The 18,050-nt window shown below is 33.7% G+C and carries 17 protein-coding genes; 14 read left to right on the top strand and 3 right to left on the bottom strand.

The annotated features are described in order from the left end of the window. Positions 1-678: 678 nt before the first annotated feature. Positions 679-1,803 carry an FAD-dependent monooxygenase gene (locus HOO54_RS16305; protein WP_172297106.1) on the bottom strand — a complete coding sequence of 375 codons (1,125 nt, stop codon included), beginning with the start codon at positions 1,801-1,803 and terminating at the stop codon, positions 679-681. A gap of 155 nt (positions 1,804-1,958) precedes the next feature. Here HOO54_RS16305 and HOO54_RS16300 point away from each other — a divergent pair, with 155 nt between their 5' ends. The 13 genes from HOO54_RS16300 to HOO54_RS16240 all read left to right on the top strand — a co-directional run bounded on the left by HOO54_RS16300 (position 1,959) and on the right by HOO54_RS16240 (position 13,138). Continuing rightward, positions 1,959-2,501 (top strand): MarR family winged helix-turn-helix transcriptional regulator, encoded by a 543-nt coding sequence (locus HOO54_RS16300; protein WP_172297104.1) that lies wholly within the window; start codon positions 1,959-1,961, stop codon positions 2,499-2,501. Positions 2,502-2,648: 147 nt separating this feature from the next. Then, positions 2,649-3,503 carry a class I SAM-dependent methyltransferase gene (locus tag HOO54_RS16295; protein WP_172297102.1) on the top strand — a complete coding sequence of 285 codons (855 nt, stop codon included), beginning with the start codon at positions 2,649-2,651 and terminating at the stop codon, positions 3,501-3,503. Next, positions 3,500-4,498: an asparagine synthetase A gene (locus HOO54_RS16290; RefSeq protein WP_309244882.1), complete on the top strand. Its 999-nt coding sequence runs from the start codon at positions 3,500-3,502 to the stop codon at positions 4,496-4,498. Before HOO54_RS16295 ends, HOO54_RS16290 begins: the two co-directional genes overlap by 4 nt. A 23-nt stretch (positions 4,499-4,521) precedes the next feature. After that, positions 4,522-5,472, top strand: coding sequence for an LD-carboxypeptidase (locus tag HOO54_RS16285; protein WP_172297100.1), 951 nt, complete (start codon positions 4,522-4,524; stop codon positions 5,470-5,472). 109 nt (positions 5,473-5,581) lie between these two features. Further along, positions 5,582-6,862 (top strand): ATP-grasp domain-containing protein, encoded by a 1,281-nt coding sequence (locus tag HOO54_RS16280; protein WP_172297098.1) that lies wholly within the window; start codon positions 5,582-5,584, stop codon positions 6,860-6,862. Next, positions 6,846-7,274: a hypothetical protein gene (locus HOO54_RS16275; protein ID WP_172297095.1), complete on the top strand. Its 429-nt coding sequence runs from the start codon at positions 6,846-6,848 to the stop codon at positions 7,272-7,274. The genes HOO54_RS16280 and HOO54_RS16275 overlap by 17 nt, the downstream gene beginning before the upstream one ends. After that, the gene (locus tag HOO54_RS16270; protein WP_172297093.1) at positions 7,244-8,485 is read left to right on the top strand and encodes a hypothetical protein; all 1,242 of its coding nucleotides are present in this window, start codon (positions 7,244-7,246) and stop codon (positions 8,483-8,485) included. Before HOO54_RS16275 ends, HOO54_RS16270 begins: the two co-directional genes overlap by 31 nt. Before the next feature lie 9 nt (positions 8,486-8,494). Then, on the top strand, positions 8,495-9,730 hold the full coding sequence (locus HOO54_RS16265) for an MDR family MFS transporter (RefSeq protein ID WP_172297091.1): 1,236 nt from the start codon (positions 8,495-8,497) through the stop codon (positions 9,728-9,730). A 1,045-nt stretch (positions 9,731-10,775) separates the two neighbouring features. Then, positions 10,776-11,156: a rhodanese-like domain-containing protein gene (locus HOO54_RS16260; RefSeq protein WP_172297089.1), complete on the top strand. Its 381-nt coding sequence runs from the start codon at positions 10,776-10,778 to the stop codon at positions 11,154-11,156. Continuing rightward, positions 11,143-11,406 (top strand): metal-sensitive transcriptional regulator, encoded by a 264-nt coding sequence (locus HOO54_RS16255; protein ID WP_172297087.1) that lies wholly within the window; start codon positions 11,143-11,145, stop codon positions 11,404-11,406. The genes HOO54_RS16260 and HOO54_RS16255 overlap by 14 nt, the downstream gene beginning before the upstream one ends. 400 nt (positions 11,407-11,806) lie before the next feature. Beyond that, positions 11,807-12,169 (top strand): rhodanese-like domain-containing protein, encoded by a 363-nt coding sequence (locus tag HOO54_RS16250; protein ID WP_172297084.1) that lies wholly within the window; start codon positions 11,807-11,809, stop codon positions 12,167-12,169. Positions 12,170-12,186: 17 nt separating this feature from the next. Next, positions 12,187-12,483, top strand: a complete 297-nt coding sequence (locus HOO54_RS16245) for a rhodanese-like domain-containing protein (protein WP_172297082.1) — start codon at positions 12,187-12,189, stop codon at positions 12,481-12,483. A gap of 421 nt (positions 12,484-12,904) precedes the next feature. Further along, complete coding sequence (locus tag HOO54_RS16240) at positions 12,905-13,138, top strand: glutaredoxin family protein (RefSeq protein ID WP_172297080.1); 234 nt, start codon at positions 12,905-12,907, stop codon at positions 13,136-13,138. A gap of 645 nt (positions 13,139-13,783) precedes the next feature. Here HOO54_RS16240 and rpsD read toward each other — a convergent pair. Then, a complete protein-coding gene (gene rpsD / locus HOO54_RS16235; protein WP_172297077.1) occupies positions 13,784-14,386 on the bottom strand; it encodes a 30S ribosomal protein S4 in 603 nt (200 codons plus the stop codon). A 330-nt stretch (positions 14,387-14,716) separates the two neighbouring features. On the opposite strand from rpsD, the gene HOO54_RS16230 reads away from it, so the two are divergent. Continuing rightward, positions 14,717-16,420 (top strand): sensor domain-containing diguanylate cyclase, encoded by a 1,704-nt coding sequence (locus tag HOO54_RS16230; RefSeq protein ID WP_172297075.1) that lies wholly within the window; start codon positions 14,717-14,719, stop codon positions 16,418-16,420. Between the two features lie 1,074 nt (positions 16,421-17,494). Here HOO54_RS16230 and HOO54_RS16225 read toward each other — a convergent pair. After that, on the bottom strand, positions 17,495-17,986 hold the full coding sequence (locus tag HOO54_RS16225) for a GAF domain-containing protein (RefSeq protein ID WP_172297072.1): 492 nt from the start codon (positions 17,984-17,986) through the stop codon (positions 17,495-17,497). Between the last annotated feature and the right edge of the window lie 64 nt (positions 17,987-18,050).

Raw genomic sequence — 18,050 nt, 5'->3', positions numbered from 1 at the left:
TCTTATAACCAGCCAGTCAAGTCTGATTGGTTGGTTATTTTAATATACTCTCCTGAATGAAACAAATGACTTATGATACCCTCAAACTACTAGAATTAGATTTGGGTTAGCCTAGTTTACACAATCCCAATGTAAAAGAAAGGAGGTGTCCTGAAAGTCATGTGGATGAATAAAAATGGGGGGATTTGCTCGCTTTCCGCGGGCGATCCGCAATTTCCCCTGATTCATGTTGATAAAGGACTACTCCAATCTTAAATCGTAAGTTTTAACAATTTTCCTTTTTTCAGACAGCCCCTTTTGCCTTACAAACTGTCCCTGAAACGTTTGCTAAGTGGATCTTTAATTCTTGGCAAATCGGCTGGTTGATCAATCATTGAATAATGACAGCTATTAGGTAAAATAACGAGTCGTGAATATGATAATGTTTGGTCAAGCAACAAATAGTGTGGTCGGAGATAGCGATCATGTTGGTCTCATCATAATGTTGCCGGACATCTGATAAATATGGCACAAGGTCTTCTGTTTGGTGATGATCAAGTGCAAATGAAGCCTGTTCAATTCTTTAGCCCCTGTTTGATGATCGAATGGCTTAACAAAGTTGTCGTGGGTAATAGACACATCACAAAGGATTCTTTCAGTGAGAGAGAAAACGCTTCCCTCTTTTATTGTTTGCAGTAATTAATAGGCTTTTTTTAGCAGACTATAGCAGTTAGCGATATTTTCATGTGCAGCGTTGGGATTTCCGTTCATTTCGTGCTGAATTATGTTTGCAGATAACTCCTGAATTTTTGATGCCCGTGGTGCTCTTCTTTCGTAGTAGGCTTGAAGTGCAGTTTTGATTGTTTGATGATGCCCTAGCTCATCTGCAAGTACGATGGCGTCTTCAATCGCCATAGCCGCACCTTGGGCAAGTGTCGGGGCACCGGCATGAGCAGCATCTCCACCGATTACAACTCGTCCTTTATACCATTTATCTGTTAATCTAATCTGTTCAATTTTGTTGAAGATCACCGGGTGTTTCTTTGAAATGTGTGTTGTAATAAACTCTAGTTCTTTTCGCTGTGATAACATTTCTTTTACTCTAGTAAATCGAGTTCTCTCATCATCCTGATAATCTGCTGGAAAAGCTTTTAGTATAAATACATAACCTGCTTTTACTGAAAGTGGGATAACTCCTACTTGGAACTCGCCTGTTTTATAAATCATTGCTGATTCAGCAAAGGTGTTTTCAGGGAATTCGATATAGAATCGGAAGGCTCCAACCCCAAGATATTCTTTCTCTGTTTTCTTTTCGAGCATCACATCTCGTACGGTAGAATGGATGCCATCAAAGCCCACAAGAAGATCACATGTGAAGTCTTTCCCATTTTTACAGAAAACAGTTACAGTACTTGCTGTTTCTTTATAAGATACCACTTTCATACCCCATTTGATGTTAACCCCGGCTGTTTCGGCGTGTTTTGTGAGGATGTTATTCAGTTTGGCTCGTAACATGTTATTCCTTCCAGGCAAAGTGTCATCGATAAATTTTTCGTTTACTTTTTCTATTAATTCACCTGCTTCATCAAAAATTTCTAACCATGTTGTTTGATAGCCTAAAGAACAACAATCATTGAGGACACCAATTTCTTTGAGAACGTGTTGCGCATTTTGCGGTTGGAGAATCCCCGCACCTGTCGTGCGGTTGCATGGAGATGCTTCAAACAGAGTCACATCATGACCTTGATTTTTAAGAGAGATGGCTGCACAAAGACCGCCAATACCCCCTCCTGCTATTACAATGTGATAGTGTCTTTTTTTCATTTGAATAAACCACCTTTGTATGATGATATATATAATTAGGCGACTAACAATATGTTACATTACTATATACTGGGTAATATGTCAAAAATATTTTTAGAGGTTGCATATCGCCATATGCGACCCTATAATTGACAAACAAATAGGAGGTTATGAAAATGGTTGACTCTAAACTGCGAAACTCACAGAAACATAAACAAATCATGAAAAATGCAGCAAACTACTCGAATGTTGATTTATCATCACTTGATTTATTTTTAGCGCTTCTCGGTGTTTCTAAAAAAATGACACATATTATTGATCATTACTTTAAAAATTACGGGCTTTCGGAAGGGAAATTTACCGTTCTAATGCTGTTGTTAGATGCTCCGAATCATACCTTAAGTCCGACAGAACTTGCGAGGCAATCAAATGTTACGAAAGCAACTATTACAGGGCTATTAGAAGGGTTAGCCCGTGATAGCTATATTGAACGGAGGCATGTCAAAGAAGATCGCCGGAAAGTCACCATCACTTTAACAGCAAAAGGGAAAGAATATTTGCTTCGATTTTTGCCGGATCATTTCGATAAAATCTCAGATTTAATTGGAGATAACAGTGAAGAGGAAAACAGATTGTTCATTAAAATGTTGGAGGATATCTTTGAAAAGTTAATGATTTTTAAAGTAGTCGATGAAAATCAACGGAGAGCTGAAAAATAAGGGCAAACGCTGTTGTACTTTCTGAACAAGATCTGAACGAATTAATAGACAATATTCAACAAAAAAGTGAATTTAATTTGTATATATTGACACGAAAGTAAATGTATTGTATTTTGATTGTAAATTTATGAAAGGAGATGATTCATAATGAATGTTTTAGAAGTGAATGATTTAAAAAAAATGAACTATAATCAATTAATCTCTGTCATTGGTGAAACAAATCGACCGCCAGGAGGGATAAAAACAATCATCAACTTTGTTAATACTGTTCACATAAATGAAAATCATAAAGTCCTTGAAATTGGAACTTCAACAGGATTTACTGCAATAGAATTAGCTAAAATGACTAATTGTCAAATAACAGCGGTAGATATTAATGAAGAAAGCTTGAAGATTGCTCAAAAAAATGCTGATCGTTTTAAGGTTGAAGATCATATCAACTTTGTAAAAGCAGATGCAACCAATTTGCCATTTGATGATGAGGAATTTGATTTTATATTTGCTGGTAATATCATTTCTTATATTCCTGATCGAAAAAAAGCATTAAGTGAATATAAAAGGGTTTTAAAGTATAACGGAGTTTTGTTGGTAGCTCCTATGTTTTATGTAGAAGTTCCTTCAAATATGTTAATAGAAAAAATAAGAGATGCTTTAAAAATGAATATAAAAATTGATTATGAAGATTATTGGGATGAATTTTTTACTGATGACGAGTTAGATATCTATCTTGCCAATAAATATAAATTTGATTATATTACGGATCAACATATCAGTGATTATGTAGAAGAAATATTCCGTACAAATGAAAATATTATTGATCACAATATTAAAGATGTAGATTCAAAAAAATGCTTAAAAGACATTTACATTCATTACATTTACCTATTTAGGGATAATCTTCATAAAATGGCTTATAAAGAAATGTATATCAGAAAGAATAAGTTTAAATTTGATAGAGAACTATTCACATCAACTTATATGAAAGGATGGGATCTTAAGTGATCATACATTCTACAGATCATAATAGGTGGTGCAAAGTGTTAGAGTCAAAATGGTATGAAAATATGTTTAAAATATATTCAGATATCATCAAGTATTCAAACCAATTTTATGATCAAAGGAATTTTTCAATTGCTGCCCTTCCAATTACAACGACTAGTATATCAAGCCCTATGGGATTGGGGTCAGATTCCCTCCCTGTCAAGATAAATTTATTGGGACAAGAGACTTATTTAGCTGATTCGATGCAATTTTTATTGGAATATACGTTGAGATTTAATCAAAATGGTGTTTATTATATTATGCCTTCATTTAGAGGTGAGGATTCTGATGAACGTCATTTAAGCCAATTCTATCATTCAGAAGTTGAAATAAAAGGCGGTCTAGATGATATTATTCGATTGGCGGAAGAGTATATTCAATATATTACATCATTTATTATTGAAAAAGACTACTATCACTCTTTAAATGTCCCTGTAGATCATTTTAATGATATTAAAAGAATCATATATTTAGGTCATTTTCCGCGAATCCATTTTAAAGATGCAATTGATTTACTGAAGAATGAATATCCAGCAGGAATTGAAATTAGAGATGGTTTAAAAACAATAAATTCTGAAGGAGAACAGCATTTAATTAAAAAGTATAATGGTGTTGTTTGGCTCACTCATTTAGAACATAAAAGCGTGCCTTTCTATCAGCAGTATGATCCAGATGACCAGAAGTATGCACTAGCTGCAGATCTGTTAATAGGTATGGGCGAGACATTAGGGTGCGGAGAGAGAGCGGATTATCATTCTGTGCAAAAATCGCTTATGGATCATCAAGTTAGCCCCGATCATTACGAATGGTATATTAATATGAAAAAACAGTACCCTTTACAGACAAGTGGTTTTGGAATGGGAATAGAACGCTATATAGCTTGGCTAACAGGAAATTATGATATTCGTAATATACCGGTTGTCTATCGAGATAAGGATGTTAAAATTGAGCCATAAGATGGAAGAAGAGGTCTGTCAAAATGAAAGCATTTGTATGGGCACCTGCTAACAATGGAACCGACCTAACACAAAAACATAAAGATTTAGGAATCAAGCGTCTTAAAAAGATGGGCTATGATGTCATCTTAGATGATAATATGAGTCAAAATTATTTAGGTTTAGGAATTAATGAACCTTCAAAATTAATTGATTTTTATAAAAAATTCATTCGTACAGATCATAGCGTCTTAATACCTATTTATGGCGGTTTCACTAGTAATTTTATATTGGAAGATATAGTTGAAATTTCTAGTTTTAAAGAAAACCAATTAGTTTGTGGTAAAAGTGATCTTACCTGTTTGTTGAATAGTTTATATCAAAAAACTGGAATGAACAATGTGTACGGTATAGATTTATCTAAAATATGCAATCCAAATTTAACTAGTGAAGAAATAAAAATCATTGAAAGATCATTAAAAAAAGAAGAGATCGTATTTGATTGTCCATTATCATATAACGATGGATATTGGTATATCAGTGAAAGAACGAACTTCCCCCATCATTCTTGGAGCTATTTTTATTCTGAAGAGATTGATTCTATATCAGGAAGTGTAGTAGGCGGAAATTTAGAAAGTTTATGTTCTTTGTTAGGAACAAGATTTTCACCAAATTTTAAAGATAAAATCGTTGTCATTGAAACAATCCCAGATGTTTCTCCTAGAAAATTTTTAATGAATATCAAACAACTGATAATGGGTAGTAATGTATTACAAGCTAAAGCACTTATCATTGGCAAGTTTTCGCCTCAATCAATCTTAAATCATGATTTTATTTTATACCAATTATTAGTTGGAGAATTGAAAATGAAAAATTTTCCTATTATTTTTAATATTGATTTTTCTCATACAGAACCTTCGTTTCCTTTTTATACAGGTGGATTTTTAGAAATCAATTTTAGCAGCCAAAAAATGAGGATATCTTGTCATTCTTAACCATCACTTGTCTTTAGTGGAGACGTCTCTATACAACGCATTTCCTCAAATCATTTTACGGAGTGTCTTCACTTCCACTGAGGAAAAAACAATCAAAGGAGTGTTGAGGTTGAAAAGGTTAGCTTTATTATTGCACCATGCTGGTACTGCACCTGACTTAATATATCCTAGTCTTGAGAAACTGAATGATGTAGAAGTCATCACTTTCTATATTAAATCGCCAACCAATATGACATTAAATCAGGTTTATCACTCTGTTGTAGGATCGATAGGACCTGGTTTTGAGTGCAAAAATGAAAACGATATGGTGGAGAAAGTTGTTTCTTATCACAAAGAACAAAAAATTGATGGATTAATAACATTTGCAGAAATGTTATTAAAGGCAGTTAGTGAAATCGCTAAAGAAATAGGTATTTCTTTTATGACTCCAACTATAATAAAACGTGTTCAACATAAGGCTTTACAAAGAAAAAGGTTACAGGAAAAAAATATACCGATTCCTAAATACTTTGAAATCAAACATAAAAATGATTTATTAGAAGCAGCTGAGAAGATTGGTTTTCCTAGTTTGTTAAAACCTAATTTTGGAGGCGGTGGTTATGGGATATTTGAAATAAATTGTCTAGAAGAATTATATGAAAAGTATGATGAACAGTGTTTTAAATATGAAAATATCATTACTGAAGGTGAAGAAAGCACGTTTAATTTAGAAGAAAAAATGATAGGAACTAACTGGCATGAGAACGACCAGCTTGCTGATTATGTTAGTGTTGAAAGTCTCATTATAGACGGTCGCGTTCATCATTTAACTGTTTCTGATCGAACAAAGTTATATCAACCATTTCGAGAATCTGGCTATATCACCCCCACATCTTTAAAAAAAGACGATGTAGACTCACTTTATCGATTAACTACCTCTGCTTTAAAAGCTTTAGAATTGAAAAATATCATGACACATACAGAAATAAAATTGACAGAAGAAGGACCAAAAATAATAGAAGTTAATGCACGCCCAGGCGGAACCACACCTTTTAGAATAAACAATGCTTCAAATGGGGAATTTGACGTTTTTTATGAATTAGCAAAATTATCTTTAGGTGAAACTGTGTCAACGGATATAAATTTTTATAAATATGCAGCTGCTAAAATCAGTTTATGTCCTGTTGGAGAATGGAGAATTAAAACAATCAATTTTTCGAAAATCAATGATATTGAATCTATAGATTTAATGATTCCTATTGCACAAGCTGGTCAAAAAGTGTCTTCTTTTAGAGGAATTGAAGATTTGTTAGGGCTATATTACCTTTCAAACAAAAGTTTACATCATTTGATAAATGATATGTATTTAATTGACAAGAAGTTGATGGTAGACTATGAACCATTTTCATGATGTGTTGTCCTCATTAAAATTAATAAGTCCAGTATATGAAATTTCTGATGTATTTGTTATACCTAAAAAAAATGATGAAGCTTTTTTGAATTTTTATAGCAGAAAAATCATAGATAAAAAAAGGAAGTTTTTTTTAAGAAGTTTTGGAGGTCCTTTTTGTATCACTCCATTTTCTTTATGGAAAAATAACAAAAAAGCAACAATATTCTCAATCGGTGATGGCCTTTATCAAAATCAGGAAACAAACTTGTTACTGATTGAACTTTTTTCTAAAGAAAAATGTAATTTTTCTAGTGTTCACACCGAGATAAATAATCATTTGCTGAAACGTCAAGATATTTTAGATTACGATATTGTGGAAACAGATAGGTGGAGTTGTTGTTGGTTAAACATATCAGTAATATTAAAATGACTCATTACTTGGAAGATTCTTCATTTCTTTATGCAGGTGGGTATGGTAAGGGTATACCTGTTTATTCTAGAAAAGGATTGGATGTTATCTATCGTTTTGTTGATGTTTTCAGAAAAATAGTGAAAGATGAAAACTTAAACGCTATTGAGTTAAAACATACTAAACTAGTTGATAAAAATGATTTTCTAGAAATGTATAAAGACATTAATGATTATACGGATGAAATCGTAGAATATGGTGAGAAACTAGTGATGTCAGATGTGTTAATAAACTCTTTCAAATATCTAAAAGATCATGTTGAAAATCAAACTAAATCAGTGCTTACATGTTCAAGTGTGTATAGAGACAAAGCAAACAAATTAACACCGCTGTACAAAGATAAAAATATCTTTCCAGTCGTGCAGTTAGATCAAATCGTAAAAAAAGCTGACGATCACGAAAATATAAAAAAATTAAAAAAAATATACAAAAACTTTTTTGCTAGTATTGGTATTGAAATCGCCTTTCTTGAAACTCAGGAAGTCCCTTCATATGCGGAATATGAGTTATATTTTGTTACACATGAGAAAGGTAGTTTGACTAAGCTAGGAATGATCTATATATTATCAGATCAATTTAAAAATAATCTTAAAATTGATGATGATGTAGAACTTTTTGACTCGGGATTTTCAGGTAAAGCATTGTATAAGTCATTAGAAATGACATCACAATATTGCGGGAATTTTGCGATACATCCTCATGTTGCAGATGTTGATTTCTTAATTGCTTCTTCTAATCACACGAACAAACAACAACTTTTCAAAGAATTACGATCTCACCAATACAACTTTCAGATGTTAGATTCCACAAAAAAAGCTTATAAACAATGGAAAAAAAGCGGTGTACTACATTATATTTTGGTTCATGATCAGTTTTCTTTATTTACAAGAGACGCAAATGGAGAGATAAAGGAAAAGGTTTATCATACTTCAACAGAGTTATTGAAAAGAATAACTGAAGAAAAAAGTATCCTTTCTACAGAAACGATAAAATATAGTCATGATATGATGAAATCTGTACAACAAGACCTTACAAAAAACCTTTGTGATGATTGTTACAAAAAAGAGTTTTATGGATATTACAGCGATGATAAAACTTACAAATGTTTGAGTTGTGGAAAAAAAATCAATAAGGTGATTTTAACGTTAGATCCTAAAAAGAGATTTTATTGAGAGGGAGATATGAGAATCAATGATTTTCACATCAATATCAAAGTTCGTATCATCGAAAATTTTTTAAGCAGATTTATCGGCAGTATGATTTTCCCGTTTATGGCTATTTACTTATCTATTCATTTCGGAAAGAAAACGGCAGGAATCTTACTGATCGTCAATGTGTTTGCAGGGTTAATTGTTAATCTATTAAGTGGTTATTTATCAGATTACTATGGTCGAAAGAAAATAATCGCTGTGTCTGAAATCATTCGTTTCTTTTCTTTTTTAATCATGTGTAGTTGTAATTCACCATGGGCTACATATCCTCTTATTACGTTTTTTATGATGATGCTTAATTCTTTATGCTGGGGTCTATCTGTACCTGCTAATGACGCAATGCTTATAGATGTAAGTACTGAAAAGCAGCGTAAATTCATGTATTCCATTATGTATTGGAGCAGTAATTTATCAGTAGCAATTGGTGGAGTTTTGGGTGGCTTCCTTTTTGAAGACTATCTATTTCATCTCTTTATCGTGTTGACGTTTTTGTCATTTTTAGTTGTGATATTAGTGTTGTTTTTTATACAAGAAAGTTATATGCCTAATAATCAATCCATAACAATTAAAGAACACCTCACTGAATTATTTAACAATTATCAATTTGTTTTAAAAGACACAAAGTTTGTCTTCTTTGTACTTGCCGGTGTCTTCATTCTTTCATCAGAACATCAGCTGACTCATTATATTAGTATACATTTATTAGAAATCATGCCTGAACAAAAACTTTTGATTTGGGATATTGATGGTATTAAGGCTTTAGGTATATTAAAAAGTATAAACACGATACTAGTTGTCATGTTGATGTTATTCATTCATAAAATCGCTTTCAAATATGATGATAAAAAGGTTTTATTGATTGGTTCAATATTACTTGTCACGGGTTATAGTGTTATGTCCTATTCTGGACATATATTCATCTTATTCATGATGATGGTAATCGCTACAATCGGCGAGGTTCTTTTCGGTCCGTTAGAACAAACTTATTTTGCATCTATGCCGCCAGATCAATATAGAAGTTCATATTTGGCTTTTAATGGATTTAAACTTAATTTATCTTTATTAATTGCTTCTAGTACTGTTTTGATGAGCAGTATAGTCCCTTCATTCATGATTTCTGTTTTCATTCTAGGACTTGGAATAATGGGAGTTCTCATCTACTATAATATATTACCTCAAGAAAAAAAGGACATTGAACAAAATTAGATGTGAACGATATTTACGTGCCGAAGACGAAGACAAGCTGGGCTTTATTGAAACAAAAAAACCTTCATAGTTCTACTCATCATGACCATACATTAAATCATCCAGTTGTTAAGTTTGTTCTTGAATTTGTTTAAAGCGCTTAAATATGTTAATGAAATTTCTTCGATAACTAAATCATCAACTTGAAGTATATTAACTTTTGCACCATCATTTGATAGCAATGTAATGAGTTTTTACAGATTATTAGTTTCTTCATTTGCCATTCGTAATTTAAGTTCACCTAATTCAAGATGAGTGACTCTCAATTGCTTAACATCTTTTAATTGTCATTTTCGACTTTCAGACTAATTTTTATTCTATAAAATGAATCATTTGAATTAGAAAACTTTTCTTTATTGTAGTTCATGTGTTTGAATGTGACTGTAAATTGGATAATTCACTAGTTATATGGCTAACTAGTAAAAAACTTAGCTCTAAAAACCTAATCTTATCACTGATATGATGTTAATCATTTTCTTAGAATGATAACATTGATAGGAAATGAAAGGCATAAGTGGTGTAATAAATACTAAAATAAAAGTTGACCACTCAGAAAATTGAACTTTAAAGAAGGTCGTTCTATTCAACAATTATTAAAAAAGGACTTTTAATGAAAGAGCTGAGGTTCCATATTTAGATAAATTAAAACAATTTGACTTTGAAAAACAACAATCGAACAGTGTAATCAATTAAAAGAACTGTCATAGATAATCCCTCTTGGTCCTTCAGGTGTGGGTAAAACCCAACCTGGTGGTCAGCCAAGGGACAGCGGCTATCATCAAGGGTATAAGGTTATTTTTACCTCTATGGGAGAGTTCGTTATACATACATTTAAGGTCGAAGAAATCACAATCGAGAATAAAGAAAATAAAAAATGCCGATTTAATATTATGGCATGGAGAAGGCAAGTCTATTCTTTCATCCTATAAATAGCAGGGTTGACAACATACCCATATGGGTATACTATAATCCTTGTCAGTAATTTTTTTAGAGACGAGGTAAAAAAATGATACTTTTTATGATTGTGATACAGATTTTAATTTTTGAGTTTATTTATAATAGATATATTCCTGTTAGAGGAGTTCAATGTATTAAAACATTGAACGCGGATGCAATAATAGTAGATGTAAGGGATTATAATCAGTCATATAAAGATCCATTTCGTACGGCTATCAACATCCCGATTGCTTATTTGAAAAGAAATTATCATGAAATATCAAGTTCGAAAGTTTATGTTGTAGCTTCAGACAATCTTGAGAAAAATATGAGTATTAGATTCCTCAGAAAAAAAGGTTTTGAGGTATTGGGCTATACTTTAACAGACTGTAATCCAGATAAAAAACAAAAACATCAACATAGAAAGGGGAATATATATGGAATACAATGATCAACTGAAAAACAGAGTAAAGCGTATCGAAGGACAGCTTAAAGGGATTTTGAAAATGATGGAAGAGAAAAAAGGTTGTAAAGATGTTATTACTCAGTTATCTGCTGTTCGCTCTGCTGTAGATAGAACAGTAGGCGTTATTGTAAGTTCAAACTTAGTTGAATGTGTTTTAGATGTTGAAACAAAGGGAGAAAAGACGGATGAATTAATTAAAGAAGCTGTCAACTTGCTTGTCAAAAGTAGTAGATAAAAATCGGATCGGCATTTTTTTCTCTCCTTTATATACCTATAGGGGTAAAAGTAATAATTTGTTGAAGTTGTTTAATACCTATAGAAGTAGATATAAAAAGGAGGGAGGCATGACAGAAAAGAACAATAATCATCTTTAGTGTAAAGCAAAGGTAGCTTATATTTTTGTAAATGGTGCAGCTTATAATTACGAGGTTACTATTTTTCACACAAAAGCAAAGCTATCGGAATTAATCGAAATGGCGCAAGAACAAAATGTTTAATTAGTGTCTGTATATGACAATGGACTTACTAGTTCTATAACAAGAAATGTTATTGAATATGCTGGTGGTTGCAGCCTGTTTGGCCAATGCTGAAGGTGGCAATGTCAATCTGTTTATCTTATAAAGGAGAGAGTAAATTTGGAATATTTGAATTATTTATTAATTGCCCTTTTTCTATTTTTTATTATTAATCGGATCATCCCAGCTAAGGGAGTAAGACAGATCTCAACAACTGATCTAAAAAATGAGTTAAAAGACAAGAAAAAACAATTTGTCGATGTCCGAACTCCTGAAGAATTTAAGGGGAATAGTATTAGAGGGTTTAAAAATCTCCCACTTCATCAGCTTACACAAATAGCAGAGAAGGAACTGTCAAAAGATAAAGAAGTTATTGTTATTTGTCAGAGTGGAATGAGAAGCCAAAAGGCTAGTAAATTGTTAAAAAAATTAGGGTTTACAAAAGTAACAAATGTAAAGGGCGGCATGAGTGCTTGGAGATAAAAAAAGGAGGAAATAAAATGGAACAAATTACTGCTAAGGAAGTTGAAAATTTATTAAATGAAAGAAAGAAATTAAATATTATTGATGTTCGAGAAGTGGAAGAAGTGGAAGCTGGTAAAATACCAGGAGCAATTCACATTCCCCTTGGATTAATAGAATGTCGTATGCATGAATTAGATAAAGCTAAAGAATATATCATGGTTTGTCTTTCTGGTGGAAGAAGTGGTCGGGCGTGCCAGTTTCTTGAGAGTCATGGATTTAATGTGATGAATATGACTGGTGGGATGCTTGCATGGGAAGGAGAAACTGAGTAATTTTTACGGAAATTCAAATCCTGTTTAAGTAAAAAAGTGGGCTTGATTAAATGGAATTACTAAAAACAGATTGAAAGGCTTGGTTGCGCAATGCCAATTGTAAAGACAAAGAGGCAATGTATGAATTAGAAACTGGTCAAGTCTTGAGCTACAGATCAAGGATCAAAAACCGATATTCAAAATAAGGTAAAAAGTATGGGTTACCAATGCGAATTGAAAAAGAGCAAGTTCTAGAACATTATTTAAGAAAATGATCTAATGATGGTTTAATGGATAGAAAACATGCTTAGGTAACAAGTAATCATCGTTATTTGAGAGTTAAGAGAAACAGCGGAATATGCATTTAACCATAGTGATTTGGCATCTCAAAAAGTGCTTGGTCGGGTAAATCGAATACTTTGAGTAAATAGGAGGGAACTATATGAACACAGTTACAGTGTATACAACAACACGCTGCCCATATTGCATCATGGTAAAGAATTTTTTAGTAGATCAGAACATTCCTTTTAAAGAGGTAAATGTTGAAACAAATCCAGAGATTATGCGCGAACTAGTAAATCAAACAGGTCAGATGGGAGTACCTCAAACCAAGGTAAATGATAAGTGGGTTGTTGGTTTTGATCCAAATAATATTATGTTGGCATTAAAAAACTAGAAGTAATTAGATAAAAATAGAAAAATTAATATTATTACAAGAAATGGTGGATTATTTGATGCATATAAAGTATTTCATATCTCAACAGCAGCGTTTAACCATTTCAGGGTGGTATGAATACTTAGTTTGAAGGTTCATTCTCTAAATAACAAATGAGATACCTTACGAAAAAACAGACTTTTGTCATAGAGAAACAAAAAACAAGTAGGAGATTAAGGCATAACATGAAAGAGGGGCTGTCCAGTAAGTCAATTTTTGACGATTGGATGCCTTTTTCATGTTTAATGAACGCTGATATATTAGTAATTTAAAATCATATTACTCGTAAGTTATTTCAATAGCTTACTTAACAATTTCCCTGAGATTTTCCGGCAGGACGACTGATGGGCAATCCTTTTCACGACTGTACCTTTTACACTGTGTTTACATCAACTAAGATTTTAGCCACTTGTACATTGCTGATCTAATTTTGTTAATGTATTAAAAATTGAGGCGAGCGCCTGTCCACTAGTTTAAAATATTACCCCCAACCAATGGGGGAGAATACAAAAATCCACAAAGCAACAAGTAAACAAAAAACCCTAGAGTCGTTGGAATACCAACGTTTCTAGGGTTTTTGACAATGCTCTTTAAAGCGCATTTCGCTTAACGAGAGTAGAACTCAACGATCAATGCTTCGTTAATTTCAGGAGCAAGTTCAGAACGCTCTGGTAGGCGAGTGAATGTACCTTCAAGTTTTTCAGCGTCAAAAGTTAAGTATTCTGGTACGAAGTTGCTTACTTCAACCGCTTCTTTGACTGCTGAAAGATTTTGTGATTTTTCGCGAAGACCAATTGTTTGACCTGGTTTTACTTGGTAAGATGGAATATCAACACGGCTTCCATCAACAAGAATGTGACCATGGTTGACCAATTGACGTGCTTGGCGGCGAGTACGTGCTAAGCCAAGACGATAAACAACATTGTCAAGACGACATTCAAGAAGAATCATGAAGTTTTCACCATGTTTACCGACCATTTTCGCAGCTCTGTCAAATAGATTGCGGAATTGGCGCTCATTCACACCGAACATATGGCGAAGCTTTTGCTTTTCTTGCAATTGCAAACCATATTCTGAAAGTTTTTTTCGTTGACCTGGACCATGAGGACCTGGTGCATAAGGACGTTTTTCTAATTCTTTACCCGTACCGCTTAAAGAGATTCCTAAACGGCGGGATAATTTCCAACTTGGACCTGTATAGCGAGCCATAATGTGACTCCTCCCTTGGTTTTATTTTTGTGAAAATAAAACCCATCTGTTCAATTCACCCATGACCATTTTATTTTCATGTATCCTCGCTCCAGCAGCAAAGAGTTACACGATACACCTTATGAAATAAGGAATAAAATGAAACATAGTAGCAGAACAAAAAGGCTGCATTATTTCACACAAAGAAGATTATATAATGTTACAAAATGAAAGTCAACTGTTGCGGAATGGAATATAAAAAATATAATATAAATAGGACATAATACCTGTTTTTGTGATACAATTAGGGATAGATTAATACTTAATTATGGAAATAACCGGGTGATAATAATGGATAAACAAATGAAAAGCCTATGTCTGTCTTTCCATCAAGACATGCTAAGATATTTAACAAAAAAACCATCTGTGACATATAACGAGGCTTATAGTTGGCTGAAAGCGGAAGCAGAGTCGTTGTTTTCTCCAATAGGTCTAACAATACAAGCTTGCGAACCATCCGACTTGGAGGGCCAAGACGATAGCATTAAAAAAATGACTGATTATCATATGATCATAATAACAAAAGGAAATGGTAAATGCATTCATATCGTATGCCTAAAGAACTATAAAATACCATTAGAGTTGGCTGAAGCTGTTTGTTTGTTTTTGAACAATTGTTTAAAATTTGAGAAAGCTTATAATCAAACTAGAATTTATGAGGAGGCTAAATTATTTTATGACTTGATGGATCAGGAGAAAGTCTTGAAAACACTGCTTGAGTGTTTAAAAAATGTTTTTCCACATTTAGCTTGCTGTCTTTTTTTGTCTTTTGATCAGGATCAGTATTTACAATTGCCCGCAAAAGAAATCGATGTTCAAGATGAGTCGATGGATGCTTGTGCACTTGAGGTTTATTTGTCAGGGCAAGTCATATTGAAGAGCGAGTCTGTCATTTATATTCCAATTAAAGGACGGCAAGGGATATATGGCGTTTTAAAAGTTGAGGGACAGAGCGGAAGTGAAGTTGCAGCCGATATCGGTATTATTGCTAATGCAGCAGGAAAAGCCTTTGAAAATGCCCGTTTATATGAACAATCCAAAAATATGATTGACAGTTTGATGCTGATTAATGAAACATCTCATCAGCTTAATCGTACAAGGAAACTACCAGATATGATGAAAAATTTGTCTGAAAGATTAGTTAGCTCATTTGGTGCTGAAGAAGTAGGATTTTTTTATAATATTCACTTAAACCAAGAAAATTTGCTGCCAGGGAGTACCGCTTTTTTTCAAACGGAAGCTGCAGCTCCTTATATTGAATATGTGAAAGAGAAAATTTCTGAAGAAAGCGGCGTTTTTGTCGGAAATGGCTTTGCGCTGTTTGGTCTTGATGGTTATGCTTCTTTAATGGGTGTTCCGATGATTGAAAACAATGAAAACAAAGGACTTGCCATCGTGTTGAAAAAAAATGTCTGTGCGTTTACTTTTGAGATGTTTAAGTTGTTTCAAACATTGATTCGGCATTCTACTCTTGCAATTACAAACTCTATGCTAAGGGATCGGCTGAAACATTTAGTTCAGACAGATCAACTAACAGAGCTGTATTCAAGAGCTTATCTTGATGAAAATGTCCAACATAGCATTGTTAACGATAACGAAGGAGTATTCGTTCTAATAGATATTGATAATTTTAAGAAGGTCAATGACACCTACGGACACCAAACTGGAGATCAAATTCTTATTAGTGTCGGGAAGGTGATTCAGCAAAACATTCGTGAACAGGATATCGGTGCAAGATGGGGGGGAGAAGAGCTGGCGATTTATCTTCCTAAAAGCGATTTGTCTGCTGGTGAGCGGCTCGCTAATCGCCTGATTGCTCTTGTTAGAGAAAATACGAATCCAACAGTTACCATTTCCTGTGGGATATCATATTGGTCAATCAACCTGCCTAAAAACTTGACAAATCTTGTAAAGCAAGCAGATGAAGCTCTATATGACGCAAAACGTAATGGGAAAAACAGGTTGATGATTCATGGATCACTTTTAGAATTTTGAAAAACAGGGTTTTCTAAAAAGTCCTTCTTCAACATGAATCAGGGGGAAACTGCGATATTCCTGCGCTGCGGGAACAGCTCGCGAAAAGCGAGCAAATTTCCTCATTTTCATCCATGCACACTAATTTCAAGATACCCTAGCTTGTAGAGAAAAACGTACTTCTCTACAAGCTTTTTTATATGATCAAATGGTTTGATTTATTTTTCAGTTCATTGTTGTAAGAGGAAAGTGCCTGTGAGCGATGATACCAGTGATAGAAGTTTGTTGAAACGCCTTAATCAAGACTTCAAACCGGTAATTGGACAGAATTATAGACATTGTTAGGTGTTATATTGGTATGATAGTTCATATTTGTAGTACGGTGGTGATCCAATTGAACTACCCCCACTTATCGACCTTGCGGTTTGATTGAAGTGGGAGTCTTCTGTCGGAAAACGATAAAGGAATGATTTTCTCAACCGCCTGGGATTGAAAATGGAACATCGAGTCTGCGAACAGTTGCTACTTTTAAAAATAAAATAGGCATTTCATGGCTAAAGCGGTGGTTCAAAAAAACAACGTCAATAAAAAGGTTATAGTTGCACTTTGAATCACTAGAATTAAGAGTACTTTTTTCCTGCTGTCTTTGTCATGTTTCAAGTCTAACATTCTATTGATCACATGATTAAAAAAAAGCACAATCAGCAATGTGAAAACGAACGTTAAAATAAATTCCATCCCGGTTGGCCCCTTTCGTATTGTCTATACGGATCATTCTAAAGCTCACCAGGTATTTGCGGAAAGGTTAGTCTCCTGCACTGTGTATTGGTATCTTTACTGCTTTTGAAATGGTTTAAGGAGTATAAGACTCGTATTTAGCATCGAATTAATCTTTGTTGGGGTTTCTAAGAGGATCTGCTCTCAGTCATAGGGGCTGTCTAATATGTCCCAAAAAATGAAGCAAGTGAAAAAAGATTAAGTTGTGTTTTTCACTTGCTTTTTTATTCTCTGGAAAGAGCTGGGGGATGTCTGCTCCTTTTAGTATATGTTGTAGGGTAATGCTGAAATTCCTTTTTTGTTTATGTTCAAAATGATTTATGGTTGTTCGCTTAAACGTTCTTCAAGGATGTCGGAGAATTGTTTTAAATAAAATTCATCTGTTTCATCAAAGCGGTCTTTTATCGGGCTGTCGATGTCAAGCACACCGATAATTTCACCACATACTTTAAGAGGAATGACAATTTCGGATTGGCTAGCTGCATCACAGGCGATATGGCCGGGAAAGGCTTGAACATCTTGGACTCGCTCAACTCTAGCGTTCGAATAAGCAGTGCCACAGACTCCTTTTCCAAATGGAATTCGTACACATGCTGGAAGTCCTTGAAAAGGACCCAGTACTAACTCTCCGCCTTTTGCAAAATAAAAACCAGCCCAGTTGACATCCTCAAGTGTATGATACAAGAGGGCTGCGGCATTGGCTAAATTTGCAATCATATCTGGCTCGCCTGCAGTCATTGCATCTATCTGTTTGAGCAGAAGTTCATATTTCTTTTCTTTGCTGCCTTTCGTTTTTTCGACATGAAACATGATTTTTCCCTCGCTTTTTCATTAAAATAGTAAAACCTACGTCCTATGTGCTGCGATTTGTCGA

Origin of the sequence: Bacillus sp. WMMC1349 (assembly GCF_013155385.1) — a bacterium.
In the GTDB taxonomy this organism is placed as follows: domain Bacteria; phylum Bacillota; class Bacilli; order Bacillales; family Bacillaceae; genus Bacillus.
This window is presented reverse-complemented; position numbering and strand designations above follow the sequence as displayed.

Coding starts and splice junctions, on each gene's coding strand:
- HOO54_RS16245 (WP_172297082.1), top strand. CDS start 12,187: ATGGAACAAATTACTGCTAAGGAAGTTGAAAATTTATTAAATGAAAGA.
- HOO54_RS16305 (WP_172297106.1), bottom strand. CDS start 1,803: ATGAAAAAAAGACACTATCACATTGTAATAGCAGGAGGGGGTATTGGC.
- HOO54_RS16225 (WP_172297072.1), bottom strand. CDS start 17,986: ATGTTTCATGTCGAAAAAACGAAAGGCAGCAAAGAAAAGAAATATGAA.
- HOO54_RS16240 (WP_172297080.1), top strand. CDS start 12,905: ATGAACACAGTTACAGTGTATACAACAACACGCTGCCCATATTGCATC.
- HOO54_RS16295 (WP_172297102.1), top strand. CDS start 2,649: ATGAATGTTTTAGAAGTGAATGATTTAAAAAAAATGAACTATAATCAA.
- HOO54_RS16275 (WP_172297095.1), top strand. CDS start 6,846: ATGAACCATTTTCATGATGTGTTGTCCTCATTAAAATTAATAAGTCCA.
- HOO54_RS16265 (WP_172297091.1), top strand. CDS start 8,495: ATGAGAATCAATGATTTTCACATCAATATCAAAGTTCGTATCATCGAA.
- rpsD (WP_172297077.1), bottom strand. CDS start 14,386: ATGGCTCGCTATACAGGTCCAAGTTGGAAATTATCCCGCCGTTTAGGA.
- HOO54_RS16260 (WP_172297089.1), top strand. CDS start 10,776: ATGATACTTTTTATGATTGTGATACAGATTTTAATTTTTGAGTTTATT.
- HOO54_RS16255 (WP_172297087.1), top strand. CDS start 11,143: ATGGAATACAATGATCAACTGAAAAACAGAGTAAAGCGTATCGAAGGA.
- HOO54_RS16285 (WP_172297100.1), top strand. CDS start 4,522: ATGAAAGCATTTGTATGGGCACCTGCTAACAATGGAACCGACCTAACA.
- HOO54_RS16300 (WP_172297104.1), top strand. CDS start 1,959: ATGGTTGACTCTAAACTGCGAAACTCACAGAAACATAAACAAATCATG.
- HOO54_RS16230 (WP_172297075.1), top strand. CDS start 14,717: ATGGATAAACAAATGAAAAGCCTATGTCTGTCTTTCCATCAAGACATG.